18 protein-coding genes and 1 pseudogene are annotated in these 17,734 nt (G+C 69.0%); 5 read left to right on the top strand and 14 right to left on the bottom strand.

The genetic code is table 11. From position 1 onward, the window contains the following. Positions 1-6: 6 nt before the first annotated feature. The 8 genes from AC6I72_RS32675 to AC6I72_RS32710 all read right to left on the bottom strand — a co-directional run bounded on the left by AC6I72_RS32675 (position 7) and on the right by AC6I72_RS32710 (position 6,997). Positions 7-150, bottom strand: coding sequence for a hypothetical protein (locus AC6I72_RS32675; RefSeq protein WP_498005067.1), 144 nt, complete (start codon positions 148-150; stop codon positions 7-9). A 24-nt stretch (positions 151-174) separates the two neighbouring features. Further along, positions 175-1,548: a tryptophanase gene (locus AC6I72_RS32680; RefSeq protein WP_498005069.1), complete on the bottom strand. Its 1,374-nt coding sequence runs from the start codon at positions 1,546-1,548 to the stop codon at positions 175-177. Positions 1,549-1,609: 61 nt separating this feature from the next. Then, entirely contained in the window at positions 1,610-2,779 is a 1,170-nt protein-coding gene (locus AC6I72_RS32685; protein WP_498005071.1) for a tryptophan dimethylallyltransferase family protein, read from the bottom strand. 332 nt (positions 2,780-3,111) lie between these two features. Beyond that, a complete protein-coding gene (locus AC6I72_RS32690; protein WP_498005072.1) occupies positions 3,112-4,452 on the bottom strand; it encodes a cytochrome P450 in 1,341 nt (446 codons plus the stop codon). After that, complete coding sequence (locus AC6I72_RS32695; protein ID WP_376365844.1) at positions 4,449-5,054, bottom strand: GTP-binding protein; 606 nt, start codon at positions 5,052-5,054, stop codon at positions 4,449-4,451. The genes AC6I72_RS32690 and AC6I72_RS32695 overlap by 4 nt, the downstream gene beginning before the upstream one ends. Further along, positions 5,029-5,412 carry a DUF742 domain-containing protein gene (locus AC6I72_RS32700; RefSeq protein ID WP_498005073.1) on the bottom strand — a complete coding sequence of 128 codons (384 nt, stop codon included), beginning with the start codon at positions 5,410-5,412 and terminating at the stop codon, positions 5,029-5,031. Before AC6I72_RS32700 ends, AC6I72_RS32695 begins: the two co-directional genes overlap by 26 nt. Beyond that, the gene (locus AC6I72_RS32705) at positions 5,409-5,810 is read right to left on the bottom strand and encodes a roadblock/LC7 domain-containing protein (RefSeq protein ID WP_498005074.1); all 402 of its coding nucleotides are present in this window, start codon (positions 5,808-5,810) and stop codon (positions 5,409-5,411) included. The genes AC6I72_RS32700 and AC6I72_RS32705 overlap by 4 nt, the downstream gene beginning before the upstream one ends. Continuing rightward, positions 5,807-6,997, bottom strand: a complete 1,191-nt coding sequence (locus AC6I72_RS32710) for an ATP-binding protein (protein WP_498005075.1) — start codon at positions 6,995-6,997, stop codon at positions 5,807-5,809. Before AC6I72_RS32710 ends, AC6I72_RS32705 begins: the two co-directional genes overlap by 4 nt. 471 nt (positions 6,998-7,468) lie before the next feature. Here AC6I72_RS32710 and AC6I72_RS32715 point away from each other — a divergent pair, with 471 nt between their 5' ends. Then, entirely contained in the window at positions 7,469-7,774 is a 306-nt protein-coding gene (locus tag AC6I72_RS32715; RefSeq protein WP_498005076.1) for a transposase, read from the top strand. Between the two features lie 473 nt (positions 7,775-8,247). On the opposite strand, the gene AC6I72_RS32720 is transcribed toward AC6I72_RS32715, so the two are convergent. From AC6I72_RS32720 to AC6I72_RS32730, 3 genes are all read right to left on the bottom strand, one after another. Then, complete coding sequence (locus AC6I72_RS32720; RefSeq protein ID WP_498006414.1) at positions 8,248-9,276, bottom strand: phosphotransferase; 1,029 nt, start codon at positions 9,274-9,276, stop codon at positions 8,248-8,250. 144 nt (positions 9,277-9,420) lie between these two features. Continuing rightward, positions 9,421-10,200, bottom strand: a complete 780-nt coding sequence (locus tag AC6I72_RS32725) for a MerR family transcriptional regulator (RefSeq protein WP_498005077.1) — start codon at positions 10,198-10,200, stop codon at positions 9,421-9,423. After that, on the bottom strand, positions 10,197-11,294 hold the full coding sequence (locus AC6I72_RS32730) for a serine hydrolase domain-containing protein (protein ID WP_498005078.1): 1,098 nt from the start codon (positions 11,292-11,294) through the stop codon (positions 10,197-10,199). Before AC6I72_RS32730 ends, AC6I72_RS32725 begins: the two co-directional genes overlap by 4 nt. A 109-nt stretch (positions 11,295-11,403) precedes the next feature. On the opposite strand from AC6I72_RS32730, the pseudogene AC6I72_RS32735 reads away from it, so the two are divergent. Next, positions 11,404-11,681 (top strand): annotated as a pseudogene (locus AC6I72_RS32735) (IS701 family transposase); the annotation flags it as partial. A 171-nt stretch (positions 11,682-11,852) separates the two neighbouring features. Here AC6I72_RS32735 and AC6I72_RS32740 read toward each other — a convergent pair. Next, positions 11,853-12,659 carry an SDR family NAD(P)-dependent oxidoreductase gene (locus AC6I72_RS32740; RefSeq protein WP_498005079.1) on the bottom strand — a complete coding sequence of 269 codons (807 nt, stop codon included), beginning with the start codon at positions 12,657-12,659 and terminating at the stop codon, positions 11,853-11,855. 96 nt (positions 12,660-12,755) lie between these two features. Here AC6I72_RS32740 and AC6I72_RS32745 point away from each other — a divergent pair, with 96 nt between their 5' ends. Beyond that, the gene (locus AC6I72_RS32745) at positions 12,756-13,712 is read left to right on the top strand and encodes an AraC family transcriptional regulator (protein ID WP_498005080.1); all 957 of its coding nucleotides are present in this window, start codon (positions 12,756-12,758) and stop codon (positions 13,710-13,712) included. Positions 13,713-14,087: 375 nt separating this feature from the next. On the opposite strand, the gene AC6I72_RS32750 is transcribed toward AC6I72_RS32745, so the two are convergent. Next, complete coding sequence (locus tag AC6I72_RS32750; protein WP_498005081.1) at positions 14,088-14,861, bottom strand: class I SAM-dependent methyltransferase; 774 nt, start codon at positions 14,859-14,861, stop codon at positions 14,088-14,090. 9 nt (positions 14,862-14,870) lie between these two features. Next, positions 14,871-15,377, bottom strand: coding sequence for a PP2C family protein-serine/threonine phosphatase (locus AC6I72_RS32755; protein WP_498005082.1), 507 nt, complete (start codon positions 15,375-15,377; stop codon positions 14,871-14,873). A gap of 116 nt (positions 15,378-15,493) precedes the next feature. On the opposite strand from AC6I72_RS32755, the gene AC6I72_RS32760 reads away from it, so the two are divergent. After that, positions 15,494-16,024 carry a GNAT family N-acetyltransferase gene (locus AC6I72_RS32760; protein ID WP_366729419.1) on the top strand — a complete coding sequence of 177 codons (531 nt, stop codon included), beginning with the start codon at positions 15,494-15,496 and terminating at the stop codon, positions 16,022-16,024. Positions 16,025-16,562: 538 nt separating this feature from the next. Continuing rightward, positions 16,563-17,483: a hypothetical protein gene (locus AC6I72_RS32765; RefSeq protein ID WP_498005083.1), complete on the top strand. Its 921-nt coding sequence runs from the start codon at positions 16,563-16,565 to the stop codon at positions 17,481-17,483. Positions 17,484-17,734: the final 251 nt, after the last annotated feature.

Below are 17,734 nucleotides of genomic sequence, written 5' to 3' on the forward strand. Positions count from 1 at the left end.
GACGGCCTACGAGAGGTCGGGCTCGCGCACACCCTTGCCGACGAGGCTGAGATGGTGCTGCGCGTCGTTGAACCCGGGAACGGCGTGGGCGCCGCCGAGATCCACGACGACGCCGGCCGTGCAGCCGCCCGCTCGGCCGCTTCGGTGCACCGGGCGGGCGGGGCCGGCGGGGTGTCACCCTGCGGGGTTCACCGGTTCCAGCCGAATGCTGAAATGCCGAAGGATCGGGGACTGCCCCACGACGCGGTATCCGTGGACCGAGCCGGGATCCTTCGCTATGTCCGCCAGGGTCTGGGCGACGTGGTCATAGTGGCTGCGGGTGTAGACCCGGCGCGGGAGTGCCAGCCTCACCAGCTCGTACGGTGCGCTCTTGACGGGGTTTCCCTGTTCGTCCTCCTCGCCGAGGTAGAGGGATCCCAGCTCTGCGGAGCGGATGCCTCCACGGAGGTAGAGCTCGCAGACCAGGGCAGTGCCGGGGTACTGATGAGGAGGGATGTGGGGCAGGAGGCGCCCGGCGTTGAGATAGAGGGCGTGCAGGCCGGCGGGCTCGACGATGTCGACGCCTGCGGCACGGATGGCGTCGGCCAGGTAGTTGGCCGCCTCGGCGCGCTCCGCCAGATAGGCCGGCTCGGTGACCTCAAGGAGGCCCTGGGCCATCATGTCGAGGTCACGCCCGGCCAGGCCGCCGTAGGTGGAGAAGCCTTCGGTGGCGATGAGCAGCCCGTTGCACTTCTCGGCGAGTTCAGGGTCCTTGAGGCCGATGAAGCCGCCGATGTGGACGATGCCGTCCTTCTTGGCGCTCATGATGCACCCGTCCGCCAGCCTGAAGGCCTCTTCGGCGACCTGGCGGGGGGTGCGGTCCTGGTAGCCGGGTTCCCGGCGGGTCACCAGCCAGGCGTTCTCCGCGAAACGCGCGGCGTCCAGGATCATCGGGACGTTGTGACGGCGGCACAGGTCGGCGGTCCGTCGCAGGTTCTCCATGGACACGGGCTGGCCGCCACCGCCGTTGTTGGTGATGGTCATCACCACGGCCGAAACGGGGGATTCCTCCGCACTCTCGAGCGCCTGCTGGAGAGCGGACAGGTCGATGTCACCCTTGAAGGGATACTGGCTGTCGAGGTCGGCGGCCTCGGCGCACGGGAGGTCACGTGCCTGGCAGCCGGTCAGTTCCACGTTGGCGCGGGTGGTGTCGAAGTGGGTGTTCGACAGAACGGTGCCGCCGGGTCTGAGGAGCACGGAGAACAGAACGCGTTCCGCCGCTCTTCCCTGATGGACGGGCAGGATGTGCGGGTAGCCGGTGAGTTCGCTGACGACTGTGTGCCAGCGGTAGAACGAGCGGGATCCTGCGTAGGACTCGTCGCCGTTCATACCGGCGGCCAGTTGTGCCGCGGAGAGCGCGCCGGTCCCCGAGTCACTCAGCAGGTCGATGGTGACCTCGTCGGCACGCAGGTCGAAGGGATTGTAGGCGACCCGTTCGAGGGCCTCCTCGCGCTGCTTCCGAGTGGTGAAGGCCAGGGGCTCGACGACCTTGATGCGGTAGGGCTCCACGTGGGTTCTTCCTTTTGCCTTGCGTGTGCTTCGTGTATGGCTTGCGATGCTTCGTCCCTGCTCAGGGGAGGCTGGCTGCTTCCCGCAGGGGCAGGGCCAGCGGCGGGCGGACCGCGTACGCCTCGCAGGAGAGGTAGGCGGTGACGCGCGGTTGCCGGTGCTGCTCGTGCGCCAGGGCCAGGTAGGCGATCAGCCCGACGCCGTCGGTGAGTTTCCGGGGGGTGAGCGCAGCCAGGGCTCGGCGGAGAGCCGAGGCGCCCATGCCGAAGTGGCGCAGCAGAGCCGTTGCCCGGGCAAGGGCCTCTTGGTCGTCGCGGACGTAGTCCCGGACGGGAATGTGCAGGGTGAAGCCGCTCGGTGAAGTGGCCTTGCCGTCGGTGAAGGCATGGCAGGTGAGCGCGGGCCGCCGCAGGAGCCGCTGTCTCTCCTCGGTCCTGCGACCCGGCAGCGGAACCGTTCCTGCGGCTAGCTGGAAGAAGGTGGTGACCTGGTCTTCCGCCAGGCCGGGCGTGGTGCGGCTCACCGTGGCGGCGTCGTCTGCGGACATCCGGGGATGCTTGACGTACACCTTGACGCGGGGCGTCGCCCAGCTGCCCAGGTCGAGGGCGATGAAGGGGTAGCCCGCTGCTGCGGGAAGCACGTCGAACGCGTGGGGGTGGCCGAGCCGGCGCAGCGCTTCCCGCACCGTCCGGGCGGCGTTCTCGGGGCCGGCGGCCGAGGGATTCAGATACACCTTGACCCCGGGTACCCCTCCGGGACGCAGTTCCAGCGCGTACCAGAGGGCCAGCGGGCCCTGTGGGTCGGCCGGGAAGAAGAGGTCCTCGACGGCGTCGAGCTGAGCGGTGGAGAAATCCCATCGGGCGGCCATCTCACGGATGACCGACAGGCCGACGCGACCGCTGCCGGCCACGTCGCCGACCGCGCAGCCGGGTTCCACCAGCACCCGCAGACGCGGATCGGCGTCCCGGGTGAAGGCGAGAGAGAACTCGACCGGGGTGTGGTCGTCGGAGATGAAGCTGGGCGAAGCCGGCGGCAGGGACAACGGCCGGTGCGCTGTGTCCGACAGGGAGTCCATGAGTGCCTGGCCGTACGCGATCGTGTCCGCGTCGTTCAGCCCGGCGACGGGGGCGAGGCGCACCAGTTGGCCCAGGACGTGGCCGCCGAGCGTGGTTCTGCCAGGCTCTGCCGCGGATGCTGTCCCCGGTGCGGCGGACGTCGGCAGTGCCTTCACCGTCCCCCCAGCGGCGGCCGGCGCCCGGACCGGTGGCTCGCGGGCGTCACTCCTGCGGGCGACCTGCCGGTGAGCGAGGAGCCACGCGAACACCCGCCGGGAGAGACGGGCGTCCGACCGTGTTCCTCACCATGTCCGGGCCTGTGCGGGGGGTTGTCCGGCTGGAGGTGGGACCGTCCCCGGGGTGGCCGTGCCACGCGTTGATGAACAGGTATGTCGTGGGAATCCACTGTCTCTCCTTCACCTTGTGACAACCCCGGAACAGTCCGCGCAGTCCTACCCCAGTGGTTCACCATTCATGCAGCTAGCAACGACCTCGTGTGTCACGTGCGTCACTTCTGTAGCCAGGCGAGGAAGGCGCTCCAGCGTCCGGGGCGCTTGGAGTTGCTCTGATCGGTGCTGGACGCCGAGGGCTGAGGCGTCTGCGGCCGCAGAGGCGTCTCCGACTGCTGAGGCTGTGCGGAAACCCGTGGCTTGACCGGGGCGAACCGGACGGGAAGCTGCGCCAACGCCCGGTTGAAGGGGCCGGGGCGCCAGACCAGGCTCTCCTCCGGGACCGCGAGTTCGACGTCGGGCAGTTCGTTGAGCAGATGCTCGATGGCCGTCAAGGTGATGAGACGGGCGGGCTCCTTGGAGGGGCAGGCGTGAGGGCCGGCACTCCAGGCGAGGTGAGCGCGATTGCTGCTGGCCTGGTCTGCCAGAGCGGCGTTGGCGGCGGCGAAGCTCACCAGTACCAGCTCTCCTGCGCTGACCTTGTGGCCGGCCACGTCCGTGTCCACGGACGGGTAGTGCGGCGCGTAGTTGGCCATGGGCGGATTGCGCCACAGCGTGTCGTCGAGGGCTTCGTCCAGCAGTCCGCTGCGCGCGAAACGCTCGTTGGTGAACACCTGGTGCAGGGTGTTGCCGATGAGCCCGCGCAGCGGCTCCGCACCGGCACCGAGCAGCAGTACGAGTTGGTGGACCATCTCCATGTCGTTCAGCTGCGCCGGATGCTCCATCAGCCAGGAGGTGACGTCATCGCCCGGCTGGGCCCGCTTCAGCGCGACCAGTTCGCCGACCGCCTGGACGAGCACCTGGTTGGCCTGCTCCGCGTTGATGCCGTCGAACATACCGGAGATGCCGAACATGACCCGGTCACCGATCTCCGACGGACAGCCGAAGAGTTCGTTGAACACGAACAGGGGAAGCGGCTTGGCGTAGTCGTTGAGCAGGTCGGCCGAGCCGCGGGCGCTGAACTGGGCGATGAGATACTGGGCGACCCGCTCGACGGTCTGGCTCAGCCGGATGTCGTTGATCCGGGCCAGACTGTCGGTGACGGCCTGGCGCAGCCGCAGGTGCGGGGCGCCGTCGGTGAACATGCAGTTGGGCCGTGGGGCGAGCAGGGGAAGGACCGGGCTGTCGGCGGGTATCCGCCCTTCACCGAGGGCTCGCCAGCGGTGTGAGTCCTTGTGGAAGACGGTCGGATTCTGCAGGAGATCGAGCGCCGCGCCGTAGTCGGTCACCAGGGTCGCTTCCACACCGGGAGCGAGCTCGACGAGCGCGGCGGGCCCGTACTGGCGCATGTAGGCGTAGAAGGCGTGCGGGTCGGCGGCGAACTGCGGGGTGTGCAGGGGAATCGGCTGGCCGCTGCCATGCGCGGGGCAGCCGGGTGGTGGAACGGGGGTGGTGGTCATGCGTGCTCCAAGGCGGCGCGTTGCTGCAGGTAGCGAACCAGCGTGATCAGTGCGTCTGTCGACGATCTCTCGTCCCGTGCGTCCATGACGACGACCGGGGTGTCGGGGAGCAGGTCGAGCGCTTCGCGCACTGCCGCCTCCGTACGTGCAGGGGTACCGTCGAAGTGGTTGATGGCGATGGCGTAGTCGAGTCCGTGCTCCTCGATCAGATCCATGACGGCGAAGGAGTCCGCCAGCCGCTCGGGGTCCACCAGGACCAGGGCTCCCAGGGCGCCGCGGGCCATGTCCTGCCAGAGGTTGACGAACCGCTGTTGTCCCGGTGTGCCGAACAGGTAGAGCACCACGCGGTCGCTGAGCGTCAGCCGCCCGAAGTCCAGGGCGACCGTGGTGGTGGTCTTGCCCCGTACTCCCTTGAGGTCGTCGACGGCTTCGGAGACGCGGGTCATGCTCTCCTCGGTGGACAGCGGGGTGATCTCGGAGAGGGTGCTGATGAGTGTGGTCTTGCCGACAGCGAAGTGTCCGACGACCAGGATCTTCACAGCGGTCTGCTCCGCGCCGCTCCGTACGTAGGCGTCGTCATCCAAGACGGGCCTTGAGACCATCCAGCACCTCCTGCAGGAGTTCTTGGTCGACCAGGCGAGCCCGGGGCACCGGCGCGCGGGTGACCAGGTAGCCGCCCTCGGCGAGGGAACTGAGAAGGACCTTGAGCACGCCCAGCGGGAGACGCGTGTGGCCGGCGATCTCGGCGACGGAGAGGTAGCCGCCCGAGCACATCTCCAGGAGTTGCTGCTCCTCGGGAGAGAGCCGAGTGGGACGCTGCCGCTGGTCGGTGGCCGTCGTGACGAGAGTGATCAGCGAGAACTGGTCCTCGCCGGGCAGATCCCGTCCGCCGGTGATGACATAGGGCCGGACTAAGTGAGCGGATTCGAGTTCGGACTCGGGAAGGCTATGGTCGGTCATGGGCGGTGACCGATGCCTTCACGAGGAGGTGTCGACAGTTCCTTGCCGAGCTGGCCGACGAGCTGCTGCATGCGGAAGGTGATGTCGGCCATGTCGACCTCGGGTGACGCCGCGACCGCGAGGTACGCGCCGGGTCCGGCCGAGACGAGGAACACCCAGCCGCCGTCGAACTCGACCAGGGTCTGGCGCCACTGCAGGCTGTCGTCGTCGCAGAAGAACCCGAGGGAGCGGCTGAGCGACTGCACTCCGCTCATCGCGGCAGCGACCCTCTCGGCCGAATCACGCCCGAGTTCCGCGGTGCGGGACATCGGCAGTCCGTCGGCGGAGATCAGGACCGCGTGCAGGGCCCCGGGAATCTCCAGTGCGCTGTCGAGCATCCAGGACAGATCAGTATTCACGGGGTGTCAGGTCCTTTGCGTACGTCGGCGCGGTCCGGCTGGCGCGCGAAGTCCGGCAGTGCGGTCCGGCCGCGATCGGTGCCACGCTGGAACGCACCCATGATCGATGCCGTCTCGCTGCTCGAACGAGCGAGCGGACGGGCGGGCGGCTCACTGTTCGACACGACACTCATGCTGCGTTTGCGCCTGCGCTTGGGCAGACCGTCGGCCGTGGTCCCCGGAGCCTCCGGCTCGCTCCCGTTCGAGCCCGGGTCCGTCAGAGCGGTGGTGGGCTTCGGCTCCGGCATGCTGGTGAGCAGGTCCTTCGGCAGGAGAACCACCGCACGGACGCCACCGTAGGGAGAGGCGGTGTCGACCGTCACGCTGAATTCGTAGCGAGCACACAAGGCGCCGATGACCGCGAAGCCAAACTGCGGCGGGTTGCCCAGATCGCTGACGCTGGCCGCACGCGCACCCGAGAGGAGGGCTGAGGCGTGGGTCTTCTCCTCCTCGTTCATCCCGACGCCCGCGTCGTCGATCACGATGCAGATACCGCTCGGCACCGTGCGCACGTTGACCTCGACCACGGTCTCAGGTGCCGAATAGCTCGTGGCGTTGTCGAGCAGTTCGGCGACCGCGAGCGCGACCGGCTCGACCGCCCGGCTGATCACGGCGAAGTTGACCTGTGAGAGGATCTCGACCCGCGGGAAGTGGCGGATCCTCCCCTGAGCGCTGCGGATCACGTCGTAGACCGACGCAGGATCCCGCTGTCTGCCGAGCCAGCCCTGGCACAGCACCGCGATGGACTGCGCGCGCCTGCCGAACTGACTGTTCATGTGGTCGATGTCCAGCATGTCCCGCAGAACAGCCGAGTCGCCGTACTTCTGCTGCAACTGGGAGATGGCCTTCTGCTGCTCCGCGGCAAGACCCTGAAGTGTCCGCATCGCGGACTTCAGCACGGTCTTCGTCGCGTTCTCCGCCTCCTCCTTGGCCTGCCGGACGACCTCGTCGTAACCGCTGCGCAGTTCGGCGATGGTGGCTTCGAGGTCGACGCAGCGGCTCCGCAGCCCGGCGTTGGACTCTTCGAGCCCCTGTCCCTCCTGGCGTAAAGCTCTGATCGTCCTACGCTGACGCACAGCGAGCGTGGCCGCAGCAGGGACGCCGGCAGCCAACGCCCACACCGCCGGATCCTGCAAGTAGTTCGTCATATGACTCTCTTCAAACGACTGGAGTCCAGTTACTGGAACCTGTCCGTGAGGCCCTTGGCGGCGGCCGCACTCGCCGCCCGAACCGCCTTGCCGGCAGCGACTCGTGAGGGGGACGTCCCGCTCGGCAAGTCCAATGACCATATCATTTAGTAGTGTTGACTGATCACCGCGTGAGCGCGCGGGCGCCCGGAGCCCGCCGCAGCGGTCGCCACCTGACGGCGGTTGTCCGGCCTCCGTCGGGGTAAGCGGAACGCCGCGGCCTGGGCGGTCCATGACGCCGGGCGTCGTCGGCCGCCATCGGGTGGCAGCCAGGCCGCGCCCCGCACAGCGGGGCGGGCAGCCAGCTCCTCCACCAGAAGACCCGTGCCGGTGGACTTCGACTCGCTCACCCGATCATGCGATCGCGGACCTCGACCCTTGATCCTGGACACACCAGACACTGGATGCCGAGGATCCGATAACGGACATCTCGTGGTCCTGAAGATCTATCCGCCGCAGTTCAAGGCGGACGCGGTCGCGTTGGACCGGTCGCGGCCCGAGGCGACGATCCGGCAGGTCGCTGCCGGTCCGGGGATCGATCCCGAGACCTTGCGGAACCGGGTCCGGGCAGCCGGTGCGAGCCGGCCGCGGGGACGCCGGGCTCAGGTGCCGACCGAGCCGCCGGCACCGTCGGAGGCGGAGAACGCCGCTCTGCGCCAGAAGGCCCGCGAGCTGGAGGAGGAACGCGAGATCCAGCGCGAGGAGGCGACGCATTTCGCCGGGGAGACGCGCTGGTGAACCGCTTCCACCCGGTGACCTGACGCCCCGTAACAGCAGGCCCGTCACTCCAGACGAGGCCCACGATGCTCTCGTCCACGGGGCGGTGGGCCCGCCAAGGTCGCCGGCGCGCTGCTCCCCGAAGCAGACATTCACGCACAGTCATGACCGCCACTCTGGGCTGCCGGTTCTCGTATCAGCCCGTCCTGTGGTGCGTCCCTGCCGGTAGTCCGTCAGATTCGGTGACGGTGTGGGTCGACGGCGGGTGAGGTTGGCCCCGTAGGCCGGCGGCAGGAGTCAACCGTCTCGCTGGAGGCCGAAGGTGACCGCTCGGCGTCCGGGTCCGCCCGCGCCGGGGCCCTTGGAGGACCCGGAGTGGTTCGGCCAGCCACGACGCCGAAGCGGGAACAGGTCTCCCCAGTGATCACAGAGCGTCGCAACTCCATGGCTTGTGGTTCGCGACCAGGTCGTGGCCCAGATTGCGGGCTGACGCCTTACGGCCTGTGCAGGGGCAGTGGTTGAAGCGTGGGCCATCGGGTGAGCATGGCTCCCTTGACGGCCGCGGCGAGTTGTCCCAGGCCGTTGAGCTCACTGCTGTCAGCGGTCACCTGGCTGACGATTCCGAGACGGTGAACGAGTCGCTGCCGGGCCGTTGCCGTGCCCCATTTCCAGTCCCGGTTCGGGATCTCGGCCAGGTGGTCGACGGTTCCACGCTCGGCTCGCTGGACCAGTGCGTCGCCGCGTAGCAGCCAGGCAGCACATGCATCGGTGAGACCTTCTTGGGCATCGGTGCCCGTCGCGTCGCGCCAGGTCGCGCGATAGGCGGTCTCTGCTGCGTGCAGCAGGGGCTGTGCCGGGGCCGTGGCGCACCAGCAGGTCGGGAAGCCGAACCGCAGGTAGGCGAGTTCCACGAGTCCGTTGCCCAGCGAGGCCTGTTCGAAGTCGATGAACCGGACGCCGCTGCTGGTGTGCATGTCGTTGCCGGGGCAGGGGTCGCCATGCAGCAGGGCATGGCCCGGTGTGCCGGCCAGACGGTCTACGAGGTCGTCCAGCTCGGTTCGGACTCCGGCCGGAACCGCGACGCCGAGCGTCCAGGCAAGTCCGAGGAAGGAGTCGATGTCGCCTCGGGTCGGGCCGGACCAGGCGGGGAGTGTGCCTGTGTCGTCGGTGCTGGTGGCCGCATGGAGCCGGGCCAGTGCAGTGGCGTAGTCGACCACCCAGCCTTCCCGGGGCGGCTGGTGCTCCAAGTACTCAAGGACCAGGACGCGTTCGTCCGGGTCGGTGCCGAGAAGCGTCGGCACCACGGGTGGGTCGACCCGGGACGCGAGCTTCAGCGCCGCCACTTCGCGGGCATACCTCTCGGCCGCCTCTGGAGCGTCGACGAGCTGCTTGACCACCACGGGTGTGCCGGACAGTTCGGCTCGCCATACGCGAGAGCGCGGGCTGCTTCCCAGCCGGCGAGCCTGACGAGGTGAGCCCAGCTCGGACCGCAGCCCGTCCCCGAATGGCAGTCGTGACCACATGGACTCATGCTCGCACGCTTGCGCGTGAACTGCCTTTACGCCACCGCATTGCTCCGACTGTCCGCGTGGCCGCTCACCGAACTTGAACTCGTGATGGCGCATGGTTGCTCGGGTGAGCCCTGTGGTGGTGAATGTGCTGGCGGGTCACGGTACTCGGGGCACGCGGAAGCCGGCCGCGCGGAGCTTCTGTTCGGTCAGTGCGGTCAGACGGGCCGAGATGGGGGCCTGTTCCTCGCCGTGGTTGTTGATCAGCCCGTAGCGGGCGGCGGCGGTGGCCCACGCCCGCATGGGGCCGCTGGCATCGAGGAGTTCGGGGTGCGCGAGGTAGTGGTCGGCCAGGGCTGCCGCGAGTTCCTCGATGCGCGGGTCGTCGGGGTCCCAGCTCTCGGCCTCCCAGCCGCGCTGGGTCAGCTCCACGTAGGCGGGATCGGCCAGGCGGCTCTCCTGGACGGCCAGGAAACCGTCGAAGCCGGCCGGGATCAGCGCCTTGGCGAGGACCAGCGCCTCGCGCTGTGTGGCGACGTACTCGGCGGCGAAGCCGAGGGCGCGCATGCGTTCCAGGAGGGCGCAGGCCCGGTCGGGCAGCAGGGCCCGGTCGCCGTCAGCGAGCCGACGCAGCGTTTCATGCCGAGCGGTCAGCTCCGCTATGTGGTCGAGCAGTTGGCGCTCCACGTCGGCGAGCGCGGCGGTGAACTGCGCGCCGTCCGCAGCCAGCAGGGGTGCGATGCCGGCGAGCGGCACTCCGGCGGTGGCGAAGGTGCGCACCTGCACCAGGCGCAGCAGGTCGGCCGAGCCGTAGCGCCGGTAGCCGGAGCTGTCGCGCTCCGGCTCTGCGACGAGCCCCAGCTTGTGGTAGTGCCGCACCGTCTTCACGGTGACGCCGACGAAGGCCGCGGCCTGCCCGATCGTGACTCCGTTGCTCATGCGCCCAGTGTGCCGAACACCTCCTCGACGAGTCGCTGTTGGGCCTTCTGGAAGGGCGCGGCGAGCGACAGGCCGGGGTCGTCGACGTAGTTGAGCCCGGCGGTCAGTGTCGTGGTGCCGTCGGCCGAGGCGTACATCAGGGCCGCCGAGCCGCCCTGGCCGCCGTTGTGATGGTAGACGGTGCGGCCCCCGCCCAGGTCCTGAGCGAAGATCCCCAGGCCGTAGCCGATGGTCTGCTCCGGGATGCGCATCTCGGCCAGCACTCCCTCCGGCAGCAGCAGGCCGCCCATGAGCGCGCGGAAGTACGTGTGCAGGTCCGCGGTGGTGGAGATCATGTCGCCGCCGGCGCCGACCCAGGACGGGTTCTGCCGGGTGATGTCGATCGTGCGCTCCACCCCTGCGTCGTCGTAGCGGTAGTAGCTGTGGTTGTGGGGGTCCGGGATTTCGGGGGAGGCGCCCGGCGCCAGCGTGCCGGTCAGGTGCAGCGGTTCCAGGATGCGTTGCCGCAGTTCCTCGGCGAACGGGCGGCCCGTGAGCTCTTCGACGAGCAGCCGGGCGATCACGTAGTTGGTGTTGGCGTAGCTCCAGCCTGCCCCCGGCTCGAACCGGGCGGGCCTGGTGAGGGAGAACCGGACCAGTTCTTCCGGTTCGTAGGTGTGGAAGCGCAGGTCCACCCACTCCTTGCCCTGCCAGGGGATGCCGGCGGCGACCGTCCCGTCCTCGTAGTACTCCCCGGTGTGGTTGAAGATCCCGCTGGTGTGCTGGAGCAGCATCCGTACGGTGATGCGGCGGTCGAGGCCGAGCCGCGGCAGTTGGTCGGCGACCGGGGTTTCCAGGCTGGTCCGGCCCTCGGCGACCAGCATCAGCACTGTCGTCGCGACGAAGTTCTTGGTGGTGCTGCCGATCCGGAAGTGCGCGTCCGTCGAGGGACGCTGCTTGCCGCCCAGTTCACGGCATCCGGCGCTGCCTACCCATGCGCCGCGCTCGTCGTCGACCCGCAGTTGCACCCCGAGGATCCCGGATGCCGCGATCTCCTCGATCGCCTTCTGCAGTTCCGGCCGGTCCGGGCCCCAGGGGGTGGGATTGCTGGGCATGGTGCGCCTCCGCGTCGTGTGGGACCCGCTCGGTGCCGGGCCGTTGCGGAGAGCCTGCACCCTGACCTCGGGTCAACCTCAACTGTGGCGCACGTCACGTCACGGGTGCTGCGGCGCAGAGGCTCACGGCCTGCGGATCTACGACTGGGCACGCGTCGAGGTGCGGCCCTGACACCGACCCGACCGCCGCCCCCGGGTGATCGCCCGCCGCAGCATCCGGACGACGACCAGGTCCGCCGTTGCCCAGGCCGGCACCGCCACATGGCCCTCGCCATGGCCGCCCACGTCTGCCTGACCGTCCTGCGAGCCCGCGAGCTGGATGCAGGGGGAGCAGAAACGGATCCTCCCAGCTCATCCACCTCAGCCTCGCCGAGATACGACGGCTGATCACCCGCCTCACCGACCGCCGGCCCACACCCGTGGAGCACGTCCTGCACTGGTCGGCCTGGCGCCGCCGACGACAACACCAGGCCCGCACCAGCCACTACGAACGCCGCGGACACGGTCCCCGGACCGGCCACCCGTCACGAAGGCAGCGTTGCAGCATGAGGACGTGCCCTACCTCATGCGGGTGGCGTCGATTCCGCCGTCGATGTCGAAGGTTGCGCCGTGGACGAACGCCGCTTCGTCGCTGACCAGCCAGCGAACTGCGTAGGCGATGTCGATCGGGCGCACGGGCGCCCCCGCGGGGGTGTCCTTCGTCATCGCTGCGAGGACATCGACGAAGGCTCCGTTGCCGGGCGTAGCCGTCGCTCCCGGGGCGACTGTGTTGACGTGCACGCCGCTCGGTCCGTACTCCGCTGCCCAGGCGCGCGTGAGCTGCTCGATCGCTGCTTTCGTGGCTGGATATAGCGCCATGTACGGCACACCCACTCGTGCCATCCAGGAGCCGATGTTGACGATGGATCCATGGCCGCGCTCGGCCATACGAGGAGCCAGGGTGGCGACGAGCACATGCGGTGCGCGGATGTTCGTCGCCCACAGGGCCTGCATCTCCTCGTCCGTGACGTCCGCCGTGCTGCCGCCGGGGTAGACGCCGGCGTTGTTCACGAGGATGTCGATGCTCCCCCCGAGGGCGGCCTCGGCTCGCGCGGCGAACTCGCGAATCTCCGCAGGCTCCGCGTCGAGAGCCGCGGTCACGACGTGCGCCGTACCGCCCTTCGCGCGAATCGCGTCCGCGACTGCTTCGGCGCGGTCGCAGTTCCGGCCGGACACGACGACCTCGGTGCCGGAGGCGGCGAGGACTTTCGCGATCGCCTCCCCGATGCCGCTGGACGATCCGGTGATCAGAGCCGTCCTGCCGCGCAGCCGCTCATCGGCGGGAAGGGCTTCAAGGAGCTCTTGGAGTGCCTGATTCTGTTGCATGCCTCAATGCTGGGCGCTCGAGCCGACCACGGGCTTGCCGGAATCCGCAGCATTGTTGCCTGATCCCGTGAGGCTTGATCGCGTAATATGAGGTCGGTGGAGGGGAGTGCGAGCACGGCGCCTGCAGTCACCGCGAGCCTCGTGCGTTCGGCCGGCATCGTCGCCCGGCATGCCGATGACACGGCGCGTGCAGCAAGGCTCGGCCTGCGACTGTCGCGTGTTCATGGCGCCACGCCCCTGTTCTTCCAACGCTATGCGCCCTCGCTCGCCGTGGTGCTCGCCGGAAGAAAGCGCTCCATCGTCGGCGCGGACGACGACGTCTGGGGCAGTGAACGCTTCCTGGTGACTCCCGTCGATCTTCCGGTCGTCGCGGGTGTGGTCGAGACCGACGCTGCCGGCAGTTTCCTGTCGGTGACCTGGGAGTTCGATCCTCTGCTCGTGCGGGAGGTCGCCGTTGCCCTTCCTCACCGCTCCCACCAGTCCACCGGATCGCTGGAACGGCTCGGCACGTGGACCCCAGGCCTCGCAGACGCGTTCGCCAGGCTCGTCGGACTGCTCGATGAGCCGGAGACGATCCCGATTCTGGGTCCAGCCATCGCACGTGAGGTCATTCTTCGACTCCTGCAGACGGAACAGGCGCCCCGCATTCTCGCCGCGACGAACGGGGAGGAGCGATCCGTGGTTGCCCGAGCAGTTGCGTACCTGACCGACAAGATGAGCGAACCATGGACGATGCCCATGCTCGCGGCAGCCCTCCACACCAGCGAATCGACGCTCTTCGGACGATTCAAACAGGCAACCTCGATGACTCCGATGCAGTACCTCAAGCGGCTGCGGCTCGGCGAGGCCCGGCACCGCATGATGATTCTCGGGGAGACAGCAGCTCAGGCCGCCCGTACCGTCGGCTATCGCAGCGCGTCGCACTTCTCCCGCGACTACCGCGCCGTGTACGGCGCACCGCCCGCCACCGATGTCACCCGCTCTCGTACCCACCTCCGACAGATGGCCCCGGCGCTCACGGACAGCGGCGGCGACCAGCCGAGAAGTCCCTGACGCAGACGTCGTAGACGTGGCCGGGGTTTGCAGTCTGCAGAACACTGACCGCCTACGACCATGGGGAACTTCTCCGTCCGGCGGAGCCCGAGGCCACACCCCACACCACCTCGCGGCGTGCGTAAAGGCGCGCGGCCGTCCGCCGGCCAGACAGCTCGCGGACGATCAACACCCCGAGTGAAACGACGGCTCCCGCGAGCACTCCCCCGCGCGGCCACTACGCCGAAGAACAAGACCCAGCGGCCGTCTCACCCGATCCACCCGGATCGGATGATCCGCAAGATACACCGACTGTGGTCGGCGGACGGACCTGCGAGCAGCTGCTCCAGCAGGCCGGAGCCCGAACACGTTCCGCCGGGAGGACCGACTGGGACATCAGGCGCGCTCGGCCACCAGCAGCGGCTGGAAGAACCCCGTGCTCTGCGGCAGCCGCCACCGGACGTCGGCAAACCCGGCCTCGGCCGCGAGGCCGGCCAACCGGTCCTGGCCGAGCGCCCAGTAGGTGGTCCGGCGGACCCGCACGCGCCATTCTCCCTCTGCCGGAAGAAGTTGGAAGTGCTCCAAGTCATAGTGCTCACCGTCGTCGTGCCAGTGCCAGAGCTGGAAGGTGACGGTCCGTTCTGTGCCGTCAGCGCAGTCGGCGGTCCGGTGGACTTGTGGAGGCGTCGAGACGGGGCGGTCGCGCAGCAGCTCGTCGTAGGGGCGTGTGCTGACCAGTAGCAGTCCTGCGGGACGCAGCACGCGGCGCATCTCGGCCAGGGCGGTGCGCACATCCTGCTCTGTCAGCAGGTGGGGCAGGGAGTTGTCAGCGCAGACGACGACGTCGAACCGGCCATCGGGAAACGGGAGGCGTCGCATGTCGGCGGCGGCCGTGCGCAGGCTCAGGCTTCGGCGGGCGGCCTCACGGGCAGCGCGGGCAGCGGCGCGGGGGCTGAGATCGGTCCCGGTGACGTGATGCCCGCGCAGCGCCAGGCCGATGGCCTGCGTGCCGATACCGCAGGAGCAGTCGAGCACCGTCGCGCGGTCCTGGCCGATCAGGGCATCCAGAGCGTTCCCCTGCCGCCGGAGGCTCGCGTCCCAGTCCGGGTAGATCAGGTGATAGTCATCGGCCAGTTCGTCGTAGAAGTGTGCCACCGATGTCTCGGGCATGACCCGAGACTACCGTGCTGGGTCCTGGGCGCGTTCGAGGACCAGCATGATGGCATCGTCGGGCAGAGAGCCTCCGCAGGCCTCGTGAACTGCGGAGATCGGGGCTCGGACCACTTCTCGGAGATGCTCGTCACGGGTGGCGAGCAGGAGCGCGGCGAGGCCGACGGTGGCGGTGGCTCGTTCGCGCTTGCCGTCGGTGATCAGGACCAGGCGGTCGCCGGGCCGCAGGTCAAGCCGTTGCACCTGGTAGGCGACCGGGGCCAGCACTCCGAAGGGCATGTTCACCGCCATGGTCAGCTCCTCGACGCTGTCGCCGCGCAGCCGCAGAGGCCAGGGGTGGCCGGCGTTGACCAGTTCGCAGGCGACCGTCTCCAGCTGGATGCGCAGCAGTTGACCGCGGGTCATGGCGCGGCCGTGACGGATGATCGCGTCATGGGCGGCGTAGGCCTGGTCGAGGAGGCCGCGCCCTGCGCGGCGGGCTCTGCGCAGGGCGTTCACCGTCCTGCGCGGTCGCATCGGTACGGGCGGTGTTCGGGAAGGCGGCAAGGACGCCGGCCGAGGCGATCAGCGGCTGCGCGCACGGTCGGGATATTCGCTGGTCGCTGGTTGTCGGTGGTGGTCATACTGCCGCAATGGATCCGGTGACTCTTGAGACCGACCGTCTGGTGCTTCGGGCCTTCACCGCTGCCGACGTGGATGCGGTGTACGAAGCCTGTCAGGACGAGGACATCCAGTTCTACACCCCGGTGCCGGTGCCGTACCGGCGTGCGGACGCGGAGAAGCTGGTGGGTGAGAAGCTGCCCGCCCAGTGGGCCGAGGACAGGGACTACACCCTCGGCGCGTTCCGCAAGGACACCGGCGCCCTGGTCGGTTCGTACTGCCTGACCCTCATCAGCCGCGGGGTCTGGGAACTCGGTTACTGGGCGGTCAGGGAGCAGCGCGGACGCGGGTATTCGGTGGAGGCCGCCCGGGCCCTGTGCGACTGGGGCTGGGCCACGCTCGACGTGCACCGCATCGAGTGGTGGGCCATGGCCGGGAACACCGGCTCGCGTGCCGTCGCCGAGAAACTCGGCTTCACCGTCGAAGGGACACTGCGCAATCGCGGCATCGCCAACGACGGCAAGCCGCACGACTGGTGGGTGGGCGGGCTGCTGAGGCCCTGATGCCTTGCGGGCTGTGTCTGTTCTTCCGCAGGGCAGTTCCCCGCTCGGACGACTCCCGCGGAAGAGCCGCACCCATTGATCATCAGCGGGCAGCCCTGACACGGCAGTGACCGTGAGGGTTCTTCGAGTGTGCCCAGTCAGTGGCCCCTACGGCCTTGGTCCATCCTGCCGTCTGCGGGGTTTCGTCCGCACATCTCCGCGCTCTCGTCGGAGAGTTGGCCGGCCCGTGGCTCGCCCGGTGCGGGTCGGAGCTTCGTGAGCGGCGAGGTGCCGAGCGACGGCGCAAGGCGGGTGACAGGTCTCCCCCGTCCCTGGATGCCGACGTCCGACCCGGGTTCAGGGTGGCCAGGCAGCGGTGGATTCCCTGTGTGGTCCCTGTGTTGTCAGTGGCCGATGTTAGGTTCCCGCACGTGCTGCCGAGGAGATCGATCGCCGCCCCCCCTCTCAGGACTGCATTGACCGGTACCTGACATACGTCGGCAGTGCGACCCAGCCCGGTCCGTCAGGACCGGGACCGCTTGCAAGGAGGAGAAACTCGATGAGAATCAGCGCGCTGGGCCACGGCCTGGCCCGAACCGCGGCCGTCCTCACGGCGGCCCTGGCCCTGGCGGTGTCGGCGGCCCCGCTGACGGGCACGGCCCAGGCCCACGAGGCAGTGACGGGTTCCCTCAGCTTCGGCGGCGAGCCGGGCGAGTACATCACCGACGGCCGGTCCTACGCCTACACTCCCGAGACCACCCAGATGTTCGACATCTCAGGACCCGTCTCCCAGTCCGCAGTGGGTGCCACGGTCGTCACGGACGAGGGCGAGCGCTGGTACCTGGACATGCAAGCCCCCTACGGCCAGAAGCTGACTTCCGGCGTCACCTACACCCATGCCCTCAGCTGGCCCGAGGCCCGGCCCGAGGACCCCAAGCTGCAGTTCAGCTCGACCGACCGCTACTGCGAGAGCGGCACCGGTTCGTTCACCGTCTCCCACATCGCCTACGGCCCCTACGGCTACATCCGGGAGATCGACGCCACCTTCGAGCGGTACTGCAGCGGCTCCACACTGCCCGTGCGCGGTGAACTCCATGCCCATATGCCCGAGCCCCCGGCGGAGCTCGCCATCGGCATGCGGCTGAACGCCACGGGTTCGGTCGACCAGCGCACCGGGGAAATCACCGTCGGGGGCGAGGTGACGTGCAACAAACCGGCTCGCATCACCCTCACCGCCAGCGCCTACCAGACGCAGAAGCAAGGGACGGCGTCCGGTTCCTACGAGGACCTGGTCGTCGCCTGCGAGCCAGGCGTCGCCGCCCCGTGGACCGTCTCCTTCCCCAGCAACATCGAGCCCACCGTCCCCTTCCAGCCCGGCGCCGCCGTGTTCCGCGGCATCGGCAGGGCGGACGACCATGACTACCCGGTGACCGTCGACACCGGCTACCAGAGCACCGACATCACCCTCACCAGGTCCTGACCCCGCGAAGGGCCCGGCCGCGCACACCCGGCCGGGCCCTCCTGACACCGACCAGCGACTCCGAAGGAAACGACACGGCGCCCGGAGGGGCCGTATCCTCCGGGCGCCGTGGGTGTGACACGCCCTAGCCCTGTCGTCGAATTCCCGCCTGCCTCGCGACGCCATGCACGCACTCTCGCCGCACCGGGCCCAGACCCGAGTACGTCCAGTACGAGGGTCAGGGCCCGGCACGCCGAGAGCACGCACCTGAC

The sequence above is a fragment of the Streptomyces sp. Xyl84 genome (assembly GCF_059731885.1).